Origin of the sequence: Streptomyces sp. NBC_01314 (assembly GCF_041435215.1) — a bacterium.
Classification (GTDB): domain Bacteria; phylum Actinomycetota; class Actinomycetes; order Streptomycetales; family Streptomycetaceae; genus Streptomyces.
The window spans coordinates 10,716,610-10,734,988 of sequence record NZ_CP108394.1 but is presented as its reverse complement, the minus strand read 5'-3'; the positions used below and the strand labels follow the sequence as shown (position 1 = coordinate 10,734,988).

Sequence of the window (18,379 nt, the reverse complement as noted above, 5' to 3'; positions counted from 1 at the left end):
TAACCCCAAGTCAGAAAGAGGAGTGGAATGAGCAACCCGTTCGAGGACCCCGAGGGCACCTACCTGGTGCTGGTCAACGACGAGAACCAGCACAGCCTGTGGCCGGACTTCGTGGACGTGCCGGCCGGCTGGCGGGTGGCCCACGGGCCCGACTCGCGGCAGTCCTGCCTGGACCACGTCGAGACCCACTGGACCGACATGCGGCCGCGGAGTCTGGCCGAGTCGATGGACGGCTGACAGCCGGGGACGGCTGACATGCGGGAGGGGGGCCGGTCGGTGACCGGCCCCCCTCCTTGTGCCCCCGCCCGCGTCAGGACGCGGGCTGCTCCACCTTGGTGTCCGTCTTGCCGTCGACGGCCGCCGCCAGCTGCGGGGCCAGCCGCTCGACCACGTACGGCAGGCTGAGGACGGAGACGAAGGACGTGGCGTTGCCGTAGTCGCCGGTCTCGTTCACGAAGACCTCGCGGCCCTCCTTCACGACCCCCAGGTCCTTGTAGGAGGCGTCCTTGTGCAGCTTCGCGGCGTCCTTGACGGGGTCGCCGACGATCCACACGATGGCGTCCTGGTCCAGCAGGTCGGTGCGCTCCTTGCTGATGTTCGCGCCGAACTGGTCGCCGATCGCCTTGTCCAGGTCGGTCGGCAGGGTGAAGCCGAGGCCGGTCAGCAGGCGCGAGCGGGCGTCCTGGCTGCCGAAGACGAACATGCCCTCGTAGGGGGTGGCCATGACGGCCGTGGCGCCCTTGAAGGCGGGGTACTCGTCGGCTGCGGCCTTGATCTTCGCCTCGGTGCCGGCGACCGCCTCGGCGGCCTCCTCGGACTTGCCGAGCGCCTTGCCGATCGTCTCGGTCTGCTCCTGCCACGGGACGCCGTAGTCGTTGTACGCCTTGGGCTGGGCGACCACGGGCGCGAACTTGGACAGCGACTCGTACTGTTCCTTGGTGAGTCCGCCGTACACCGCGAGGATCAGGTCGGGCTTGAGGGCGGCGATCTTCTCGACCTGCGGGCCGGTGCCCGTGTCCTTGAGGACGGTCGGCGCCTCGGCGGAGCCGAGCTTGTCCTCGGCCCAGGGGCCGATGGCGCCCTTGTAGCCGCCGAGCCATTCGGTGGTGCCGACGGGGACCTTGCCGAGGGCGAGGACCGCGTCCTGGTCGGTGAGGCCGACGGTGACGATCCGCTTGGGCTCGGCCTTGATGGTGGTACTGCCGTACTTGTGGTCGACGGAGACCGGGAAGGCGGACTCGCCGGAGCCGGTGCTCGCCTTGGCGCCGGCGTCCGACGCGTCGGAGTCCGAGTCGCCGCCGCACGCGGTGGCGAGGAGCAGGGTGGCGGAGGCAAGCACGACGGCGAGCCGTGGCGCTCTGCGGGAGCGGAACATCAGCGGTCCTTCGGTTCGGGATTCTGCGGAGCGGTACGTGTGGGGGTCTCGGGGGCCGGCCGGGGGCCGGTGTCGCGGGCGTCCGACCAGGCCGACCAGAGGGCGGCGTAGGGGCCCCGCGTGGCGTGGAGTTCGTCGTGGGTGCCGCTCTCGACCACGCGGCCGGCTTCCATGACGACGACGCGGTCGGCGGTGGCCGCCTGGCTGAGGCGGTGGGCGACGATCAGCGCGGTGCGGCCGTCCACGGCGCGGGCGACCGCCTTCTCCAGCGTGCGTGCTCCGGCGCTGCCCGCCTCGGCGGTGGCCTCGTCGAGGATCACCAGGGGCGGGTCGGCGAGGATCAGCCGGGCCAGCGCGAGGGCCTGGGTCCGCTCGCCGCTGAGCCGGTGGCCGCCGTCGCCGACGACCGTGGCGAGCCCGTCGGGCAGGGCCTCGGCCCAGGCGAGGGCGTCGACGCGGTCGAGCGCGGCGCGCAGTTCGTCGTCGGTGGCGTCGGGCCGGGCGAGCCGCAGGTCGTCGGCGAGGGGGCCCGCGAAGACATGGGTCTCCTGGGTGATCAGGGCGATCGTGCGGGAGGCGGCGGTGCCGAGTTCGGTGGGCGGGATCCCGCCCACCATGACGCTTCCGGTGGTGGGCGGCTGGATGCCCGCGACGAGCTTGGCCAGGGTGGTCTTGCCGGCACCGCTGGCGCCGACGAGGGCCACGCGTTCGCCGTGCCGGATCGTCAGGTCGATGTCGTGGAGGACGGGGTGGCCGGGCCGATAGGCGTGGTTGAGGCCCCGGACGGTGACGTCGACACCGCCGGCCTCGACGGTGTGCGCCGACACCGGGGGCACCGGCTCGTCGGTGACGCCGACGAGCCGGGCGAGGCCCGCCGTGGCCGACTGGGCGTCGTCGAGGAGGGCGAGGGCCGCGTTGACGGGACCGAACAGGCCGTGGAAGTACAGGGCGGCGGCGGTCGCCGTACCGATGCTGGCCGAACCGTCACGGACCAGCCAGTAGCCGGTGACCAGGACGGCGGCGAGCCCGATGTACTCGGCGATGTGCAGCCGGCTGTAGAAGCCGAGGACGAGCCGTACACCCCGCATGGTCAGCGCCACCACGGACCAGGACCGTTCGGTGACCCGCTCGGTGTGCTCCCGCCCCAGCCGGAACGACCGGACGGTGGAACTGCCGCCGATCGTGTCGAGCATCTGCTGCTGCTGGGCGCCTGCCGCCACCCGCTGCTCGGCGTAGAGGGGGATGGCGCGGGTGACGTACCAGCGTGCGGTGGCGGCCTGCACGGGGACCGCGAGCAGCGCGGCCAGCAGGAACCGCCAGTCGAGCAGGGCCATGGCCCCGAGGGTGAGGACGATGGTGAGCAGCGAATGCCCCAGCGCGGGCAGCGCGTTGCGTACGGCGTCGGCGATGAGGGAGACGTCGGCGGTGACCCGGGCGGTCAGGTCTCCGGCGCCGGCCTTCTCGACCCGCTCCAGCGGGAGGGCCAGGGCCCGTTCCACGAAGCGTTCGCGCAGCCGGGCCAGGGTCGTCTCACCCAGCCGGGCGATCTGCGACAGCCCGAAGCCCGCGGTCACGCCCTGGGCCACGGCGACGGCCACCAACAGGGCCGCGGTGACCGTGATGGCGTCGGCGGAGCCGCGGTCGGCGGCCAGGTCGACGATCCGGCCCAGCAGGGGCTGCACGAGCAGGCCGACGGCGGTGGAGGCGACCATCACGGTGAAGGCGGACAGCGCCAGCCGGCGCTGCGGGCGCAGCAGTTCGGCGACCGCGGCCCGGGTGCGGGCGGGCGTGGCGACGGGCAGCAGTTCGGGACCGGTGCGGTCGCCGCGGGGAGCGGCCTCGACGCCGTCGGATCGCTCGGTCATGTCAGAACCGCCGTACGGTAGTCGGCGCACTCGTGGACGAGGCGCTCGTGGTCGCCGGTCGCGGTGACCCGGCCGTCGTGGAGGAGGACGGCACGGTCGGTGACTGCGAGCAGGGCCGGGCTGTTGGTCACCAGGAGCGTGGTGCGTCCGCCGCGGACGTCCCTGATCCCGGCGGCGATGCGTGTCTCGGTGACGGCGTCCACGGCGGTGGCGGGCTCGTGCACGACGAGGACCGGCGCGTCGGCGGCCAGGGCGCGGGCCAGGGCGACCCGCTGCCGCTGTCCGCCGGAGAGCGAGCGGCCGCGTGCGGTGACGGCCGTGTCGACACCGTCGGGCAGCGCTCGGGCGACTTCGTCCGTGCCGGTGGCGACCATCGCGGCGGTGACTCCCGCCGATGGGGCCGCGGTTCCCACTGCTGCGGCCGTGGCTCCCACTGCTGCGGCGGCATCGATCGCCGCCGTGACGTTCTCCAGGACCGTGCCCTCGAACAGGTCCGCGTCGTGCTCGGCGATGAGGATCGCCGCGCGTACGTCGGCCAGGTTCAGCACGGTCAGTTCCGTGCCGTCGAGTTCCACGGCGCCCTCGTCGGGGTCGACGCGGCGGCCGAGGCAGCGCAGCAGGGCGAAGGCGTCGGCGGGGTCGGTGGTGGCGACGCCGACGGTCTCGCCGGGGGCGATGTCGAGGTCGAGGCCGCGCAGGGTGCCGTAGGTGAGGGCGCGGAGTGTCAGCCGTCCCTCGACGCCGCCGGGCGGGACGGCGTGGGCGGACGGTGCCTCGGCCACGTCACCGGGGGCGTCCAGGACCTCCGCGATCCGGGCGGCGGAGGCACGGCCCTGCGCCAGTTCGGCGTTGACCCAGGCGAACTCGCTGAGCGGGCCGACCAGGAACAGGGCGAGCCCGACGGAGGAGACGAGTTCACCGAGGCCGATGTCGCCGCGTGCGGCCAGGCGTCCGCCGACGAGGGCGACCACGGCGATGAAGGTGCCGGTGAGGATGGTGACGACGCCGTTCTGCCAGGACTCGGCGCGGGCGGCGCGCAGGGTCGCGGCGAGGGAGTCCTGGCTGACGCGCCGGTAGCGGGCGACGGCTGCCTGTTCGGCGCCGATGCCCTTGAGGACACGCAGTCCGGCCACCAGGTCGGCGGCGACGCCGGAGGCCTGCGCGGCGCGTTCCTGTTCGGTCTCGCTGCGGCGTTCCAGGGGCTTGCTCAGCAGGTGTCCCAGCCACAGCAACAGCGGGGTGCCGAGGAGGACGAGCAGGCCCAGGGCGAGGGAGACCCGCAGCAGCGCGACCGCGCCGACCACGAGACCCGCGGTGGCCGCGAAGGCGACGATGAGGGCCATGGCGACGGCGCCGACCCGTTTGGCGTCCTCGGTGGCGATGTTCGTCAGTTCGCCCGGCAGCCGTCCCTCCTCGGCACCGCCCTCGGGAGCGAGGACGCGGCCGACGAGTTCGGCTCTGAGGTGGTGCGCGGCGGTGACGGCGGCGCGCTCACCCGCCCGCGCGCTGAAGCGGAAGCTGAAGGAGAGTCCGACGTACACGGCGGCCAGGACGGCGAGCCACAGCAGCAGTCCGGGGACGTCGCCGTCCACGACTCCGCGCTCGATGGCCAGTCCGATGAGCACCGGCACGAGTGCCTCGCCCGTCTGGTGCCCCATCCCCAGAACCGCGCCCAGCACGACGTCCCGACGCTGTTCGCCGACCGCGCGCCACAGGACGTTACGCCCCGGTGGGTCCGCTTTTCTCACGCAACACTCCGGACCGGTTTCGCCAACACAGAACACGTAAAAAGACTTAGGTAAGGCTAACTATATTTGCCTTCCTGGGCCAGCCCTGAAACGTCTTCGAGACCCGACCGAGCCCCGGAAGCCTGGGACGCTATCCGATTGGCCCGTCAACTGGCCTACGTATCAAGCCAGTTCACCGATACGAGACTCCACCGGGCGTCAGCCCCGACCGGAAGGACCTGTTCGTGCTCAGCACCAGGATCACCAACGCCCGCATCGTCACGATGGACCCGGACCGGCCGGCCGCCCAAGAACTCGGGATCTGGCGGGGGCGGATCGTCGGCCTGGACGAGGACGTGGCGGGGCTTCCGGCGCGGCGGACGCTGGACCTGGGCGGTGCCACCGTGCTCCCGGGCTTCATCGACGCCCATGTGCACCTGGCGTGGACGGGCCTGAAGGCGAAGGCGCCCGGTGTCGCGCCGAGCCGGCGCGCCGACGACGTGCTCCGCGTGGTGGCGGAGGCGGTCGCCCAGGCCCCCGTCGGCGGCTGGGTGGACTTCGGCGGCTACGACCAGCGCGCTCTCGACCGCCCGCTCACGGCGGCGGATCTCGACGCCGTCAGCGCCGGACGCAAGGTGTATCTGGGCCACCTCTCCGGGCACGCCTGCCTGGTCAACTCGGCGGTGCTGAGCGGCCTGCCCGCGGAGGTCGCCCGGACGGACGGCTTTCTCGCGGAGGGCGCCATGGGCGCCGCGCTGCAGTCCCGACCGCCGCACTCGCTCACCGAACTGGCCTCGGCGATCGAGCACGCCGCCCGCCTCTGCCGGTCCGAGGGCATCACGGGGTGCGCCGAGGCGGGGGTCGGGGCCCGGCTCTTCGGACACAGCCCCATCGAGGGCGCCGCGTACCAGCTCGCCCACGAGGCGGGCCGACTTCCCGTCCGGGTACGGCTGATGGTGGCCGCCGACGCGCTGCGCCCGGTCGGCGCGGCACCCGAGGACACCACCGGCCGGGCGATCGACCTCGGTCTGCGCACGGGCTTCGGGGACGGCGCGCTCTCCCTGGGCGCGCTCAAGATCTTCACCGACGGCGGCATGATGGCCCGTACGGCGGCCCTCACCAGCCCCTACCTGGGCACCGACGGCTCCGGTCAGCTCATGCACGAGCCCGAGGTGCTGGAGAGCACCATCGTCGAGGGTCACCTCGCCGGCTGGCAGCTCGCCGTGCACGCCATCGGCGACCGGGCCCTCGACGTCGCCCTGGACGCGCTGGAGAAGGCACAGAAGCTCAGCCCCCGCCCGGCGGCACGCCATCGCGTCGAGCACGCGGGCCTGGTCCGTCCCGACCAGCTTCCCCGGCTGGCCGCGCTCGGCGTCACCGTCGTCGTCCAGCCGAGCTTCCTGCGCTACTACGGCGACGACTACGCCACGATCATGGGCGAGGACCGGGCCGGCTGGCTGTACCGGGGCCGGGGCTTCCTCGACCACGGCGTCCGGGTCGCCGGCAGCTCGGACCGCCCGGTGGCGAACGGCGCCCCGCTGCGGGCGATCCAGTTCATGGTGGAGCGGGCCTCGGAGTCCGGCCGCCTGATCGGCGCGGCCGAGGCGATCACCGTCGAGGAGGCCCTGCGCGCCTACACCACCGAGGCCGCGCGCGCCTGCCACTGGGAGACCGACGCCGGCAGCCTCACCCCCGGCAAACGGGCCGACCTGGTGGTGCTGGGCGACGACCCGCGCCGGGTGGACGTGTCGCGCATCGCGGACATCGAGGTGGTGCGGACCTTCGTCGGGGGCGAGGACGAGTTCTGACGAGGGGACGAGTTCTGACGGAGAGTCGAGTTCTGACGAGGGGAACGGCTGGAGGGCCGCCCGCCCGCCCGAAGGCGATCACTTCGTCAGTTCGGTGGGCGGCGGGCCGGGATCGTACGGAGATAGTCCGCGGAGGGCACGAAGAACATGGTCCCGGTCACGGCCCGGGAGAAGTCCAGGATCGGGTCGTGGCCGGTCGGCGGTTCGCCGATGAACATCTTCCGCAGCATGGCCTCGGGGATCCCGGGGTCGCGGGCGTAGGCGATGAAGTACGTGCCGAACTCGCCCTGCCCGGGCCTGCCGAAGGGCATGGCGGCGCGCAGTATGCGCTGCTCGGTGCCGTCCGGGTCGACGATGGTGTTGACGTCGACGTGCGAACCCTCCACGTCCAGCTCCAGGTTGGTCAGCTTGGTCCGGCCGATGACCTTCTCCTGCGCCTCGACGGGGAGTTTCTCCCACGAGTCCACGTCGTGCAGGTACTTCTGCACGAGCACATAGGTGCCGCCGCGGAAGCCGGGGTCCTCGTCGCCGACGAGGACCGCCTCGGCGGCCACACGTCCGACCGGGTTCTCCGTGCCGTCGACGAAGCCGAGAAGGTTGCGCGAGTCGAAGTACGCGAAGGCCTGGACCTCGTCCTCCAGGGTGGCCGCGCCGCGCAGTTGCCGCATGATCTCGGCGGCCAGGGCGAAGCACAGGTCCACGCGCGTCGCCCGGATGTGGAAGAGCAGGTCGCCCGGTGTGGACACGGCCCGGTGCCGGGGGCCGTCCAGCTCCCGGAAGGGGTGCAGGGCGGCGGGCCGGGAGGAGCCGAAGAGCCGGTCCCAGGCCTCCGCGCCGATCCCGGCCACGCAGCCCAGGGCGCCTTCGGGGCTGGAGAAGCCCACCGCCCTCTCCAGCCCGGCGAGTCCGGCCAGCACCCCGCGGGCCGTCGACTCGCCGCCCGGGGCGACAGTGACCACCAGGAAGACCGCGACTGGTGTCAGCGGGCTCAGCATCGGCTGCGGCAGAACGTCCTCGGACCCGACCGGCAGCGCCATGGCTCCCCTTTCACGCACCACACGTGGGCAGCACGCGTGACCACATTCACCTGAGTACGGAACGGGCGGCCCCGGCGCCGCCGACACACACGACTCCGTCGTCGCGCGCCGCATGCCCCGGGCACGTTCCGCCCCCCTCACCATGCCCGGTCGGGACGAGGACGATACCCGCCGATTCCCACTCCCCCGCAAACAATGACGAACGACACAATCCCGCAGTTCACACGGCCGGGGATTGCCGTCCATGAGCCCGCACGCCACTCCAACCTCCTTACGGGACAAGGCCGTTGGGTCCACATCGCACCCCGCCTCGCCCATTGCCGTATACGCGGCGGCCCCGACGTCCAATACTGTGCGCAGACGTCATCAGGGGGGCACTCGATGAAGTGGTTTCAGCGCGACCGTGCGAAGCGACGGGCCGTTGTGGAGCCGCTGTCCCGGGTCCCCAAGAGCGACGAGCCACCTCGGCAGGCGCCCCCGCTGCTCACCGCGGGCGGCCCGGCGCTGCAGCGGATCGGCGGTGACGGAGACAAGGTCACCCAGCTGACCAGCGGGACGGGGCCGGTCATCCTCGACATCACGCACACGGGAACCGGGCACTTCGTCGTGGACGCCCTGGACGGGAGGCTGCACTCCCAGAGCCAGCTCGTCTACACCGACGGGCCCTTCTCGTGCCGCGCCCTGGTGAACGCCGACGACCGGCCGGTGCGGGCGCTCCGGGTACAGGCGGACGGCCCGTGGACGGTCGACGTGAGCCCGGTGTCGAGCGCGCTGACCTGCGAGGGCCACACGCGCCGTACCGCCTCGGACGTGCTGTGCCACACCGGCGGCCCCGGGATCGCGACCCTCCGGTACGAGGGCGATCCGCGGTCCGACGACGGTGGCTACTTCCTCGTCGACACCTTCGAACCGGACGGCACCGGCTTCCTCGACGAGCTGGCCAACCATGTCGGCCCCTGGCACGGCGAAGCCCCCCTCACCGGCCCCTGCCTCATCTACGCCCGCTCCGACGGACCGTGGTCCATCACCGTCCAGTCCCTGGATTCCCCCACCTCGCCGTAGCCGCCGGCCGCACCCCGGCGCGGCGGTCACGAGCGCCCACGACCCCGCGCCGTTACGCGGCGGAAGCCGGTGCCTCCGCCGTGCTCGGCTCCTGCTGCTCCTGCTGCTCGGGGCCGGACTCGGAGGTGGCGACCCGTGCGGCGGGGATGAACACGGCGACCGCGGCGGCGACCAGAGCGGCCCCGCAGCCGATCATCAGACCGGTACGGAAGCCTGCCTCCGAGGGCAGGGTGAAGCCGCCGAGCGTGGTGGTCATCTGGGCGAGGACCACACCGACCACGGCGGCGGCGGTGGAGGTGCCCAGGGCGCGCATCAGCGTGTTGAAACTGTTGGCGGAGGCCGTCTCGGACAACGGCACCGTGCTCATGATCAGCGCGGGCATGGCGCCGTACGCGAGACCGACGCCCGAGCTGACGACCAGGGAGACGATCAGCAGGCCCCAGGTGGAACCCATCAGAGCCAGCGCGAGGCCGTAGCCGGTGCCGATCACCAGGGAGCCGGTGACCAGTGTGAACTTGGGCCCGCGGGCGTTGGTGAGCTTTCCGCCGAGCGGGGAGAGCGCCATCATCATCAGCCCGGCCGGGGCCATCCACAGCGCCATGGCCAGCATCGACTGGCCCAGACCGTAGCCGGTGGCCTCAGGCAGCCTCAGGAGCTGCGGAGTGATCAGCGACTGCGCGTACATGCCGAAGCCGACGAGGACCGAGGCGACGTTGGTGAGCAGCACGCGCGGGTGGGCGGTGGTGCGCAGGTCGACCAGCGGCTCGCGGGTGCGCAGCTCCCAGAAACCCCAGGACAGCAGGGATGCCGCGGCGGCGGTGAACAGGGCGAGCGTGGTCGCGGAACCCCAGCCCCAGTCCGCGCCCTTGGACACGGCGAGCAGCAGGCACACCACACCGCCGCCGAGGCCGAGGGCGCCGACGAAGTCGAAGCGCTGCCCCCTGGCCCCGGCGGGGGTCTCGGGGACGAGGAACCAGATCATGGTGGTGACCGCGACGGCCAGGCCGGCGGCGCCCCAGAACAGCACCCGCCAGCTCGCGTACTGGGCGACCGCGGCGGCGATCGGCAGGCCGAGGCCGGCGCCGATGCCCAGGGAGGCGCTGACCAGGGCGATGGAGCCGCTGAGCTTCTCCGGCGCAATGACGTCACGCAGCAGGCTGATGCCGAGCGGGACCACGCCCATGCCGATGCCCTGCAGGCCCCGGCCCACGATCATCGGGACGACGGTCGAGGACAGCGCGCACACCACCGAGCCGGCGATCAGCGGGGCACAGCAGACCAGGAGCATGCGGCGCTTGCCGTAGAGGTCGCCGAGGCGTCCGCCGATCGGGCCGAAGACGGCTCCCGTCAGCAGGGTCGCGGTGATCACCCAGGAGGCGTTGGCGGCGCTGGTGCCGAGGATCGTGGGCAGGTCGGTGAGCAGCGGTGTCACCAGTGTCTGCATGATCGCGGCGACGATGCCGGCGAGCGCCAGCGTCGCGATGACACCGCCCGGTCGGGTGGCGGGCGGGGGGTTGGCCGTCAAGGGGGTTCCTCCGTGCGATGTACCGGTGGCGGGGCATACGTCATGCACCTGGCGTGCAGCATACCTGGACCATGCATGGCACACGTCTCGTGCATGATGCACATCATGGTGTGCTGCCCGGTCCGGCGGGCCCTGCCGGCCGGGATGGAAAGATCGCCCTGGCGGTGTCCGCAACGAGAAGGTAGGCGACCGTGGAAGAGCCGACGCGCCGGGTCGAGTACGAGAACATGCTGCTCGGGCGTTATCAGCATCTGAGCCAGACCAAGGGGCGCCGCAGGGACTCCACGCTGGAGCGCAGCGCGTACATCCTCCTCAGCCGCATCCGGGTCGAGGGGCCGATGTCGATCAGCGAGCTGAGCGACGCCTTCGGCCTGGACGCCTCCACCCTGCGCCGGCAGACCGCCGCCACCCTGCGGGCCGGGCTGGTCGAGCACATCCTCGACCCGGAGGGCGGCGTGGCGCGCAAGTTCCGTATCACCGAGGAGGGCGAGCGTCGGCTGGACGAGGAGCGGGAGGGCAACGTCCGCAGCCTCGCCCTGGTACTGGAAGGCTGGTCCGAGGACGACATCGCCGGGTTCGCCGACTACCTGGAGCGTTTCAACACGAGCATCGAGCGGCTGCACGGCAAGACGTGGCCGCGCCCGTAGCCGGGGGCCGCGTGCCGGGTAGCCTCGGGGGCATGCGGATCTCCGTCTCCTCGGACATGGACGAGCCCGTCGCCCGCTTCCTCCTCGCGGAGTTGCGCGGCCGGGGCCACGAAGTGCTGACCCATGGCGCGCTGCGCACCGGGGACGACCCCCAGTGGGCGGCCTGCTCGGAGGCGGCGGCGCGCGAGGTCGCCTCCGGTGCGTCGGACCAGGCCGTCGTGTGCTGCTGGACGGGCACCGGCGCGTCGATCGCCGCGAACAAGGTGCCCGGGGTACGGGCCGCCCTGTGCACGGACGCGTACACGGCCGACGGCGCCCGCCGCTGGAACGACGCCAACGTCCTGGCGATCGGACTGCGGCTGACCTCCGAACCGCTGCTGAAGGAGATCCTTGACGCCTGGTTCGCCGCCGAGGCCAGCCAGGACGCCGATGACCGGGAGAACGTGGCCCGCGTGGAGCGGCTCGACGTCAGTCGGGGTACCGGCCGGGCCGGATGAAGACGGGCCCGGCCCACGGCGGCGGATCCGGCGGGGCTTCGGGCGGTCCTGATGCCTTCGGCGCAGCGGCCCTGGTCGGCGCGTGCCCCGGCGGGAGGCCGCGCGTGGTGTTGGCGGCCCTGAGCGCGGCCACGAAGGACAGACAGGAGTCGTACCGGTCGTCCGGCGACTTGGCCAGCGCCGTCGCCATGACCTGATCCACCGCGGGCGGCAGATCGGGGCGCCCGCCGGTCAGCGGAGGCGGCTCGTCGTACTGATGGGCCCACAGCAGTGCCATGTCGTCGTCCCGTTGGAAGGGCGGCCGGCCCGCGAGGGTCTCGTGGACGACGCAGGCGAGGCTGTAGACGTCGCAGCGGCCGTCGACGGGCTTGCCGGAGATCTGCTCCGGCGCCACGTAGTCGAGGGTGCCCACGAACTGTCCGACGCTGGTGAACCCGGTCAGGGACAGCGACTTCTTCGTCAGGCCGAAGTCGGTGAGGTAGACGTGTTCGGGGTGGTCGCTGTCGGTGCCCTGCGCGACCAGGATGTTGCCGGGCTTCACGTCCCGGTGCACCAGACCGTGGTCGTGCGCCGCGTCGAGCGCGGAGGCGACCTGGGCGGCGATCCGGAGGGCGGTCGTGACCGGCAACGGGCCCTCCCGGTCCAGGAGATGCCGCAGATCGCTGCCGGCCACGTACCGCATGGCGATGTAGAGGACACCGTCCGTCTCGCCCGCTTCGAAGACCGGCACGATGTGCGGGTGGTCGATCGCGGCGGCCACCCGTGACTCGTGGGTGAAGCGGCGCCGGAACGTGTCGTTGCGGGCCAGTTCCGGGGCGAGCAGCTTCAGCGCGACCGTCCGCTCCAGACGCAGGTCCAGCGCCTGGTAGACGACGGCCATACCGCCGCGGCCGATCTCGCGTTCGATGCGGTAGCTCGCGATCTGCCGCCCGACCAGCTCTGAGGGGCGCCCCGCGTACGGCTGTGTCTCACTCATCCCGGGTCACCGGTGGGACCAGGCGGGTGGGTTCGTGATCGGCCGGCCCGTGGTCCGCCGGTCCGTGGTCCGCCGGTCGTCGGTCGGCGGGCCGGTGTTTCTCCGGTCCGCGTTCGGGTTCCGCTACGACACGGGTCGGCTCCGGGGCCGGGGCCGCCGCCGGGAGGCGCGGGGCGGCCGGGGTCTCGTGCGGCTTGTCCCCCACCGCGAAGGTGCTCAGCCGGGCCCCGTCGCAGTACACCCACCGCTCGTGCGCGGCGTCGAACAGCCACAGCGACTCGCCGTCGACGACCACTCCGATCCGCAGCCCCTTCGTATGGTCACGGAACGACTCCCGGTCGCGGTGCCCGGCGGCCAGCGCCTCCGCCTCGTTCCGGTACCGCGTCAGGGCCTCCTCGGCTCGGGCCAGCAGCGGGCGCGGGTCGGCCGTACGCGCGGCGTCCGCGCCGGCGGCGGGCGGGTCCTGGGGTACGGCGACGAGGAGGCGGCCGTCGACCCAGGCGGACCAGTCGTTGGCGCACAGGACGCGCCCCCAGTCGCCGCGGCGCTCCAGGAGCTGGACGGGCAGCAGCGCGTCGAGGGCCACGGTGGGGTACGACGGGTCGGGCGCCTCCCAGGCGGGCAGTCCGCCGGGCGGGACGACATGGGTGGGGAGGAAGCCTGGGGTCGTCATCGCGGCTACTTCCGCATCACCGCGGGTTCGCGGCGGCGCAGCAGCCGGACGACGAGCCAGCCGCAGAGCAGCGACAGGACGACGAGCATCCCCATGTCGAGCAGCCACACTCCCGCCGAGTGCTCGAACAGCGGGTCCGTCGTGTCGGGGACGATCCGTTCGAGGTCGATCGTTCCGGCCATCGCGGCGAACGCCCACCGCGACGGCACCAGCCAGGCCAGTTGTTCGAGGACGAGCGTGCCCTTCACGTCCAGCAGCGCGCCGCAGAACACGACCTGGACGATCGCCAGGAGCACCAGCAGCGGCATGGTGACCTCTTCCTTGCGGACCAGAGCGGAGACGACCAGACCGAGCATCATCGCGGTGAAGGCGAGGAGCGCCACGGCGACGGTGATCTCGACCAGGGGCGGCATCAACACGCCTTCGCCGTTCGGGGCGTTGAGGTCGACGCCGAGCAGGGCGACCAGGGTGAGGACGACCGCCTGGAGGACGGTGACGGTGCCGAGGACGACGACCTTGGACATCAGGTACGCGGATCTGGACAGGCCGACGGCCCGTTCGCGCCGGTAGATCACCCGTTCCTTGACCAGTTCACGCACGGCGTTCGCCGCGCCCGTCAGTACCCCGCCCACACAGAGGATGAGCAGGGCGTTCATGGCGGTCTCCCGGTCCAGCGTGCTTCCCGCGAGCGCCCTCGCCATCGCGCCCATCACGAACGGCAGCGCGATCATGATGGCGAGGAAGGTGCGGTCGGCGCCGAGCGCGGCCGCGTACCGGCGCACCAGCGTGCCCAGTTGGGCGCCCCAGCTCTGCGGTTTCGGCGGCGGTGCCACGGCGACCGGCTCCGCGTCGGGCAGATACGGCTGGTTCATGGACGCGGTGACGTACTGGCGCTGGAAGGGTGAGTCGCGGTACTCCCCCGCCCAGTCCCGTTCCTGGTCCCGTTCGAAGGCCTCGAAGGCTTCCGGCCACTGTTCGAACCCGAAGAAGGCCAGGGTGTCGTCCGGCGGGCCGTAGTAGGCGACCTTGCCGCCGGGCGCGAGGACGAGGAGGCGGTCACAGACGTCGAGGCTGAGGACGCTGTGGGTGACGACGATGACCGTGCGGCCGTCGTCGGCGAGGCCGCGCAGCATGTGCATCACCGAGCGGTCCATGCCGGGGTCGAGTCCGGAGGTCGGTTCGTCCAGGAACAGCAGGGAGGGCTTCGTCAGCAGTTCCAGGGCGACGCTGACCCGCTTGCGCTGGCCGCCGGAGAGGCTGTGGATGGGCTGGCCGGCGCGTTGTTCGAGGCCCAGTTCGCGGATCACCTCGTCGACCCGGGCCTGCCGCTCGGCCTTCGCGGTGTCCTGCGGGAAGCGGAGTTCGGCGGCGTAGGTGAGGGCCCTGCGGACGGTCAGCTGGGCGTGCAGGATGTCGTCCTGCGGGACCAGGCCGATGCGTTGGCGCAGTTCGGCGTAGTCGCGGTAGAGGTCGCGGCCGTCGTAGAGGACCGTGCCGCTGTCGGCGGGGCGCTGCCCGGTCAGGGCGTTCAGGAGGGTGGACTTGCCGGCGCCGCTCGGGCCGACGACGGCGAGGAGGCATTTCTCGCCGACCGGAAACGAGACCTTGTCCAGGAGCGTCTTCCGGCCCCGGTCGACGGCGACGGTGAGTTCCTGGACATCGAGGGAGACCTCGCCGGTGTCGACGTACTCCTGGAGCTCGTCGCCGACCAGGCAGAACGCGGAGTGTCCGATGCCGACGATGTCACCGGGAGTGAGCGGAGCCTGGTCGACGGGCGTGCCGTTGAGGAAGGTGCCGTTGTGGCTGCCGAGGTCGACGATCTCGTAGGTGCCCTCCGGCCGTGCCCGCAGCTCCGCGTGCCGACGGGAGACGACGAGGTCGTCGATGACCAGGTCGTTGTCGGCGGCGCGGCCGATGCGGACGGTCCGCTCGGGCAGCGGGCGGACACTGGTGGGCTGCCGGAAGGTGCCGGTGGAGGCAGGGCGGGAAATACCGGAGGGTCGCTCGGGGGCGAGGCCGGTGAGCACCGCCCGGGGACCGTCGGGGAGGCTCCCGAAGTGGATGACCGTGCCGGGGCCGACGTCCCACTCGTGGACGCGGTGGCCGTCGGCGTACGTGCCGTTGGTGCTGTTCTCGTCCTCGATCGTCCAGTGGCCGGTCTCGGCCCGCAGCACCGCGTGGTGCCACGAGACCCGGTCGTCGTCGAGGACGACGTCGCTGAGCGGGTCGCGCCCCACGTGGTACGCGTGGCTCGGGGTCATCACCGTGGAGCCCGCCTCGGTTTCCAGCACGAGTTCGGGCGCAGTCGGTGCGACGGACCGCTCTGCCATGGAGGAAATTCTACCGATTCGCACGGATATGCGCCCGACCGCCGCAGCGGGGAGGGACAGAGCGTGGCACCCCGGCCCCTGGGGCGGTGCCGCCCGGGGCCCGGCCCCCGGGACTCATGCGGCGGGAGTGGCGATCCGCTGGGCGATGCGCTGCATGCGCATGGCGTCCACGGATTCCGCGAGCAGCTCGTACTCCGTGGTGTCGTCGTTGGTGGCGATCCGGACCAGGTTCCCGGCGGCCAACTCGTCGGCCACCAGCCCCTGTTGCGTGTCGTCGGTGGACCAGGCACGCAGCAGGCTCGGCACGTCCGGTACGGTGTCGGCGACCGGAACGACCGCGTTCGGCGGGAAGTTCGGGTTCTCGGGTCGCGGGTCGAGGCGCTCGGCGATCCATAACGCGCGGTCGCGCATCCACCACAGCGCCAGCGCCAACGTGGGGGCACGATAGGTCCCGAGAGGCACGCCGACGCGCCGGCCGCCGCACCATCCGTACGCGGTGACATGGCACAGAAATTCGTCGTGCACGCTTCGCTCCCCCGATCGCACCGCCGACCCGCCCGGCCCCACTCGCCGCGCGGACTTGCTCTCGCCTCACAGATTTGCTGGTCGTGCACATCCGGCGACCTGATCGTCACGCACAGTGACATGAAGACCGCGCACGGGTGCTCGTTCGTTCATGACTCAATCGCCCTGTCAGTCGAGTATCGACACTCCTGACGCTCTGTCACCATGCCAATTCGGCCAGTCTCCTGGCATATGCGAGAGCGTGATTGGCCGAAACGTTGCGCAGGGCCCTCCGACCGGGCCTTCCTCGGTATGACCTCCGAGGTAATCGACGCCCTCCGGGACGTCCGGGCATCGTGTGCTGTGCCGGATCACGAGGAGGCCGCGGACGGCTCCGGACCCGGTCCCCGACCCATACGTACGTCCTCGATGGAGGGTTCAACGATCATGCCCGCGATTCAAGACCGCCCAGACCGCTACGAGACCGCCGTCGCCCGCTACTTCGAGGCCTGGAACGCCGGCGGCGAGGAGGAACTGGCCGGGGCGGTCGCCGCCGCCTGGACCACCGACGGCGGCTACACCGATCCGTTGGCCGACGTGCGCGGACACGGGGAGATCGCCGCCCTGATCACCGCGGCCCGGAAACAGTTCCCCGGCCTCGCCTTCCGTCTGGTCACGGCCGTGGACGGACACCACGACACCGCCCGCTTCGGCTGGGAGCTGGTGGACGAGGCGGGTGGCGGTGCGCCGGTCGCCGGGTTCGACGTGATCACGCTCGACGCCGAGGGCCGTATCCGGAGCGTGTACGGCTTCCTGGACCGGGTGCCGTCGGCGTAGGCGTCGGGGGGCCGGTGCTCGCCGCCCCGCGATGAGTTCTTCCGCTTCCGGTGGTCTCTTGTTCATAGCGGACCCACCGGAAGCGGAAGACGACATCATGAGCACGCTCGACGAGCAGTTCACGGCGGAGCTGCGGAAGAGCCCCGCCGAAGGCGGCTGGACCTGCCTCGTGTGGCCCGGGTCCGCCGCCTTCTTCGGCACCCGCGGCCTGGTCAAGGTCCGCGGCACCATCGACGGCCACCCCTTCCGCAGCTCCTTCATGGCCCTGGGCGACGGCACCCACGAGCTGCCCGTCAGAGCGGATGTGCGCAAGGCGATCGGCAAGGAGGCGGGCGAGTCGGTGGCCGTACGGCTGGAGGAGCGTATCGAGGGTCAGGCGTTGGGGTGGGCGGGGTCGGCCGTCAGCCCTTGCCCTCGATGATCGCGTCGATGCGGGTCAGTTCGTCCGCCTCGAAGTCCAGGTTGGCGATGGCGCCGACGCTGTCCTCGATCTGCCGGGCGCTGCTCGCGCCGACGAGGGCGGAGGTGACCCGGCCGCCGCGCAGCGTCCAGGCCAGGGCGAGCTGGGCCAGGGTCTGGCCGCGTGACTTGGCGACCTCGTCCAGCGCGCGCAGCCTGCCCACCAGGTCCTCGGTGACGGCGTCGGACTTCAGGAACGGGCTGTCGCTCGCCGCGCGGGAGCCTTCCGGGATGCCGTCGAGGTAGCGGGAGGTCAGCAGGCCCTGCTCCAGCGGGGAGAAGACGATGGAGCCGACCTGGAGTTCGTCGAGGGCGTCGAGCAGGCCCTCGCTCTCGGGGCGCCGGTCGAGCATCGAGTAGCGGGGCTGGTGGATGAGGAGCGGGGTGCCCAGCTCGCCCAGGATGCGGGCGGCCTCACGGGTCTGCTCGGCGGAGTAGTTGGAGACGCCGACGTACAGCGCCTTGCCCTGCTGGACGGCCGAGTGCAGCGCGCCCATCGTCTCCTCCAGCGGAGTCTCCGGGTCGGGGCGGTGCGAGTAGAAGATGTCCACGTGGTCGAGGCCCATGCGCTTCAGGCTCTGGTCGAGCGAGGAGAGCACGTACTTGCGGGAGCCCCACTCGCCGTACGGGCCGGGCCACATCAGATAGCCCGCCTTGGTGGAGATGACCAGCTCGTCGCGGTACGGGGCGAAGTCGGCCTTGAGGGCCTCGCCGAGGGCGGACTCGGCGGAGCCGGGCGGCGGGCCGTAGTTGTTGGCCAGGTCGAAGTGGGTGACGCCCAGGTCGAAGGCGCGGCGCAGGATCGCGCGCTGCGTCTCGACGGACCGGTCGGGGCCGAAGTTGTGCCACAGGCCGAGCGAGAGCGCGGGCAGTTTCAGACCACTGCGTCCGGTGCGCCGGTAGGGCATCTCCGCGTAGCGGTCGGGGTGTGCGGTGTACAACGCGACTCCAGAGAGGTTGGCGCGGTGGGACCGAAGTCCCGGAGAACCGGTGTCCACTCTTTCGCGACCTGGGGGCATTGGTCCAACAGAAGAATCCGATGGGATTCAGCACGTAC

General features: G+C 72.0%; 17 protein-coding genes. 7 read left to right on the top strand and 10 right to left on the bottom strand.

Going from position 1 to position 18,379, the window contains the following annotated elements:
* Positions 1–27: 27 nt before the first annotated feature.
* Positions 28–237: an MbtH family protein gene (locus OG622_RS47350; RefSeq protein ID WP_319768694.1), complete on the top strand. Its 210-nt coding sequence runs from the start codon at positions 28–30 to the stop codon at positions 235–237.
* Between the two features lie 73 nt (positions 238–310).
* On the opposite strand, the gene OG622_RS47345 is transcribed toward OG622_RS47350, so the two are convergent.
* Genes OG622_RS47345 through OG622_RS47335 form a run of 3 tightly spaced genes read right to left on the bottom strand, consistent with a single transcriptional unit; the run spans position 311 to position 4,988 of the window.
* The gene (locus OG622_RS47345) at positions 311–1,375 is read right to left on the bottom strand and encodes an iron-siderophore ABC transporter substrate-binding protein (protein WP_371583391.1); all 1,065 of its coding nucleotides are present in this window, start codon (positions 1,373–1,375) and stop codon (positions 311–313) included.
* Complete coding sequence (locus tag OG622_RS47340; protein WP_371583389.1) at positions 1,375–3,240, bottom strand: ABC transporter ATP-binding protein; 1,866 nt, start codon at positions 3,238–3,240, stop codon at positions 1,375–1,377. The genes OG622_RS47345 and OG622_RS47340 overlap by 1 nt, the downstream gene beginning before the upstream one ends.
* Positions 3,237–4,988, bottom strand: a complete 1,752-nt coding sequence (locus OG622_RS47335; RefSeq protein WP_371583388.1) for an ABC transporter ATP-binding protein — start codon at positions 4,986–4,988, stop codon at positions 3,237–3,239. Before OG622_RS47335 ends, OG622_RS47340 begins: the two co-directional genes overlap by 4 nt.
* Positions 4,989–5,212: 224 nt before the next feature.
* Between OG622_RS47335 and OG622_RS47330 the strand changes: the two genes are divergently transcribed.
* Positions 5,213–6,775 carry an amidohydrolase gene (locus OG622_RS47330; protein ID WP_371583386.1) on the top strand — a complete coding sequence of 521 codons (1,563 nt, stop codon included), beginning with the start codon at positions 5,213–5,215 and terminating at the stop codon, positions 6,773–6,775.
* An 86-nt stretch (positions 6,776–6,861) separates the two neighbouring features.
* Here OG622_RS47330 and OG622_RS47325 read toward each other — a convergent pair whose 3' ends face one another.
* Positions 6,862–7,812 carry a Dyp-type peroxidase gene (locus tag OG622_RS47325; protein WP_371583384.1) on the bottom strand — a complete coding sequence of 317 codons (951 nt, stop codon included), beginning with the start codon at positions 7,810–7,812 and terminating at the stop codon, positions 6,862–6,864.
* A gap of 381 nt (positions 7,813–8,193) precedes the next feature.
* Here OG622_RS47325 and OG622_RS47320 point away from each other — a divergent pair, with 381 nt between their 5' ends.
* Positions 8,194–8,874 (top strand): hypothetical protein, encoded by a 681-nt coding sequence (locus OG622_RS47320; protein WP_371583383.1) that lies wholly within the window; start codon positions 8,194–8,196, stop codon positions 8,872–8,874.
* A 52-nt stretch (positions 8,875–8,926) separates the two neighbouring features.
* Here the strand turns inward: OG622_RS47320 and OG622_RS47315 are convergent, their stop codons facing one another.
* Positions 8,927–10,399, bottom strand: coding sequence for an MFS transporter (locus OG622_RS47315; RefSeq protein ID WP_371583381.1), 1,473 nt, complete (start codon positions 10,397–10,399; stop codon positions 8,927–8,929).
* Positions 10,400–10,590: 191 nt separating this feature from the next.
* On the opposite strand from OG622_RS47315, the gene OG622_RS47310 reads away from it, so the two are divergent.
* Positions 10,591–11,046, top strand: a complete 456-nt coding sequence (locus OG622_RS47310; protein WP_371583379.1) for a MarR family winged helix-turn-helix transcriptional regulator — start codon at positions 10,591–10,593, stop codon at positions 11,044–11,046.
* A gap of 32 nt (positions 11,047–11,078) precedes the next feature.
* A complete protein-coding gene (locus OG622_RS47305) occupies positions 11,079–11,543 on the top strand; it encodes an RpiB/LacA/LacB family sugar-phosphate isomerase (protein ID WP_371583377.1) in 465 nt (154 codons plus the stop codon).
* On the opposite strand, the gene OG622_RS47300 is transcribed toward OG622_RS47305, so the two are convergent.
* The 4 genes from OG622_RS47300 to OG622_RS47285 form a co-directional block, all read right to left on the bottom strand.
* The gene (locus OG622_RS47300) at positions 11,515–12,519 is read right to left on the bottom strand and encodes a serine/threonine-protein kinase (protein ID WP_371583375.1); all 1,005 of its coding nucleotides are present in this window, start codon (positions 12,517–12,519) and stop codon (positions 11,515–11,517) included. The two genes, OG622_RS47305 and OG622_RS47300, sit on opposite strands and share 29 nt — an antisense overlap.
* Positions 12,512–13,192, bottom strand: a complete 681-nt coding sequence (locus OG622_RS47295; RefSeq protein ID WP_371583373.1) for a hypothetical protein — start codon at positions 13,190–13,192, stop codon at positions 12,512–12,514. The genes OG622_RS47300 and OG622_RS47295 overlap by 8 nt, the downstream gene beginning before the upstream one ends.
* Before the next feature lie 5 nt (positions 13,193–13,197).
* Positions 13,198–15,522 carry an FHA domain-containing protein gene (locus OG622_RS47290; RefSeq protein WP_371583371.1) on the bottom strand — a complete coding sequence of 775 codons (2,325 nt, stop codon included), beginning with the start codon at positions 15,520–15,522 and terminating at the stop codon, positions 13,198–13,200.
* A 114-nt stretch (positions 15,523–15,636) separates the two neighbouring features.
* Positions 15,637–16,047, bottom strand: a complete 411-nt coding sequence (locus OG622_RS47285) for a hypothetical protein (RefSeq protein WP_371583369.1) — start codon at positions 16,045–16,047, stop codon at positions 15,637–15,639.
* A 426-nt stretch (positions 16,048–16,473) separates the two neighbouring features.
* On the opposite strand from OG622_RS47285, the gene OG622_RS47280 reads away from it, so the two are divergent.
* Entirely contained in the window at positions 16,474–16,863 is a 390-nt protein-coding gene (locus OG622_RS47280; protein ID WP_371583367.1) for a nuclear transport factor 2 family protein, read from the top strand.
* A gap of 97 nt (positions 16,864–16,960) precedes the next feature.
* Complete coding sequence (locus OG622_RS47275; RefSeq protein ID WP_371583366.1) at positions 16,961–17,284, top strand: DUF1905 domain-containing protein; 324 nt, start codon at positions 16,961–16,963, stop codon at positions 17,282–17,284.
* Here the strand turns inward: OG622_RS47275 and mgrA are convergent.
* Positions 17,265–18,263, bottom strand: a complete 999-nt coding sequence (gene mgrA, locus OG622_RS47270; RefSeq protein WP_371583364.1) for an L-glyceraldehyde 3-phosphate reductase — start codon at positions 18,261–18,263, stop codon at positions 17,265–17,267. The two genes, OG622_RS47275 and mgrA, sit on opposite strands and share 20 nt — an antisense overlap.
* Positions 18,264–18,379: the final 116 nt, after the last annotated feature.

Bases quoted from the DNA above. Each gene is read 5' to 3' on its own strand.
- OG622_RS47325 (WP_371583384.1), bottom strand. From the start codon at position 7,812: ATGGCGCTGCCGGTCGGGTCCGAGGACGTTCTGCCGCAGCCGATGCTG.
- OG622_RS47275 (WP_371583366.1), top strand. From the start codon at position 16,961: ATGAGCACGCTCGACGAGCAGTTCACGGCGGAGCTGCGGAAGAGCCCC.
- OG622_RS47345 (WP_371583391.1), bottom strand. From the start codon at position 1,375: ATGTTCCGCTCCCGCAGAGCGCCACGGCTCGCCGTCGTGCTTGCCTCC.
- OG622_RS47295 (WP_371583373.1), bottom strand. From the start codon at position 13,192: ATGACGACCCCAGGCTTCCTCCCCACCCATGTCGTCCCGCCCGGCGGA.
- OG622_RS47290 (WP_371583371.1), bottom strand. From the start codon at position 15,522: ATGGCAGAGCGGTCCGTCGCACCGACTGCGCCCGAACTCGTGCTGGAA.
- OG622_RS47350 (WP_319768694.1), top strand. From the start codon at position 28: ATGAGCAACCCGTTCGAGGACCCCGAGGGCACCTACCTGGTGCTGGTC.
- OG622_RS47300 (WP_371583375.1), bottom strand. From the start codon at position 12,519: ATGAGTGAGACACAGCCGTACGCGGGGCGCCCCTCAGAGCTGGTCGGG.
- OG622_RS47320 (WP_371583383.1), top strand. From the start codon at position 8,194: ATGAAGTGGTTTCAGCGCGACCGTGCGAAGCGACGGGCCGTTGTGGAG.
- OG622_RS47305 (WP_371583377.1), top strand. From the start codon at position 11,079: ATGCGGATCTCCGTCTCCTCGGACATGGACGAGCCCGTCGCCCGCTTC.
- OG622_RS47280 (WP_371583367.1), top strand. From the start codon at position 16,474: ATGCCCGCGATTCAAGACCGCCCAGACCGCTACGAGACCGCCGTCGCC.
- OG622_RS47340 (WP_371583389.1), bottom strand. From the start codon at position 3,240: ATGACCGAGCGATCCGACGGCGTCGAGGCCGCTCCCCGCGGCGACCGC.